General features: G+C 63.1%; 1 protein-coding gene. It reads left to right on the forward strand.

The window, feature by feature from the left end; genetic code table 11:
- Window positions 1-510 precede the first annotated feature (510 nt).
- On the forward strand, window positions 511-2,306 hold a 1,796-nt coding region (locus tag VGE27_RS01790), incomplete at its 3' end, for a BTAD domain-containing putative transcriptional regulator (protein ID WP_331047916.1).

Here is a 2,306-nt window from a genome sequence, read left to right on the forward strand (position 1 = left end):
CCGTTCCGGGGGGCCATCGGCGTTCGATCAGGCAGGCCAGGCGAGTCAACAGAGGGGATGGCGCGATGCCGGGCCGGTCCTGTTTCGGCAGTCCGTCCCCCAAGCATCGTCGGGCTGCGCGCGACACGAAGGTGCATTGCAGGTGGCGGTCGAATGTCACGAACGCGACATCATAGGACTCGAGGAGATTGAGGCTTGTCCGAGGTGACGTTGCGGAGGCGGGTGAACGAGTCGGGGTCATGGGAGATCCGTTGAGGGGCGCAGTTCCGGGGTGGCGGCCCCGGCCATCACGCGGTAGCCTAGGCATCGAGTCTCCACTCTTTCTCGATTCATTCTCGGATTGGGTTTTCGCAGCACAATGCGACCGTATCTTCGTTTGCTCGGAGGTGCTCGAATTGACGCAGGCCCCGAACAGACGCCGTTTAGGGGCGCGCGGCGCATCGACGACGCCTAGCACTGCTGGCGCTGCTCACGGCATCACCCGGACATCGGCTGTCACGGGAGCGCATCGTGAGCTATCTGTGGCCATCACGAGACTCCGAGTCGGGACGGAAGCAGCTCTCCGAAGCGCTGCATGTCATCCGCAAGGAGCTCGGTGATGGCGTGATAGTGGCTGTCGCGGACGATGTGCGCCTTGATGTGGAGATCGTCGGTAGCGACCTGCTGGACTTCCGTACTTCCGTCGCATCTGGCGAGCTCGAAGCAGCCGTGCGCTTATATCACGGCCCTTTCCTGGACGGCTGGTATGTGGCCGACGCAAGAGAGTTCGATGAATGGGCCGAATCGGAACGAGCGGCCATCGCGGCGGTCCATGTGTCGGCGCTCGAGATAGTGGCCGAGAAGGCGGAAGTGGCGGGAGATCGAGTCGCAGCCGCACAACACTGGAGGCGCCTGATGCAGTTGCGCCCCGGAGCGGCCCCACCTGTGCTGCGGTTGGCCAGGGCACTTGCTGATCGTGGTGACCGTTCTGCTGCCAGGCAGGTGCTAGAGGATCACCTGCGTTGGCTGCAGGCCGAAGAGTTGCCGCCAGAGCCGTTGATTGTTGCTGCACTGACAGAAATCCATGCAACCTCGCCTGCGCCGTCGGCTCAGGTAGACGGAGTGGTGCCGGAGGGGCGGTCAGAACCGCCGTCACTGGCTGCGGCAGTGGGCGGCAAGGCGAGGAGGGAGGGAATCGCCGCCATTGATCCTTCTAATGAGGCTCGAGCCACGTTCAGCGACTCGATGAGCGTGCCACAGAATGCAGTGCGCAGGCGGCTCTGGCGTGACAGCCGCTTCGTTGTCGGCATTGGATTGATCACGATGATCGCCGGACTGACCGCGATAGGCAGGGTGTGGCAATCACCCGATGTGCCGCATCGCGAGGCAACGCTTGTGCCGAATCGTGTGGCCGTTCTCTACTTCCAGCACGACGTGCGCGATGATGTGGGGTACATCGCCGATGGGTTGACAGGAAAGTTGATCGATGAACTGAGTGCGGTACCGGGCATCAAGGTCGTGTCCCGCACTGGCGTGCTGCACTATCGAGCGCTGTCGACGCCACCGTCTCAGGACAGCATTGCACGCGCCTTGGGTGCGGGGCTCGTTGTGGAAGGTCGGATCGAAAGATTGGTGGCCCGCACATCGACCTCCGATACCGTGCGTGTGGTGGTGAGCTTGGTGGACGCCACTACCGGAACGCTGACCGGGCCACCGCAAGTGGTGTCGCATCCGCTCGATGACCGTTCACTGTTGGCCTTGCGCGATGAGGTGGCGTCTGTTCTAGGCACGTTACTCCGCCGCCAGCTTGGCGGGGAAATACGTTTGTTGGCATCGCGTTCTGGCACCACGGATCCGGGTGCCCAGTTACTTCTGGATCGGGCGCACCATCTCCAGAACACGGCTTGGACGCTGCTTAGCCAAGGGCGTGGCACCGATGTCGCAGCCGCACAGCGTGCGTACCATTCGGTGGACTCGTTGCTGGGCCTGGCGGAAGCGCGTGATCGGCGTTGGTGGGAACCCGTGGTGATGCGTGGGTGGGTCGCGCGGGATCGATCGCGTCTCTTGCCAAAGGATTCTGCTGCGCGCGCGCTCGAGATGGTCATTCGCTATGCCGATCGTGCGATGCCTCTCAGTGGAGCGGAACCCCGTGCGCTCGAACTTAGAGGTACTGCCCGGTGGCAACTCGTATTACGCACGAGCGGCCCTGGGCTGGCATCCACAAACGATATTGTCAACGCGGAACGGGATCTTCGGCGGGCCTTGATGCTGGACTCCACCCGCGTCATGGCCGCCATCACGCTCGCGCAGCTGTTGCGGATCCAGTC

It is taken from the genome of Gemmatimonas sp., assembly GCF_036405635.1.
Lineage (GTDB): Bacteria > Gemmatimonadota > Gemmatimonadetes > Gemmatimonadales > Gemmatimonadaceae > Gemmatimonas.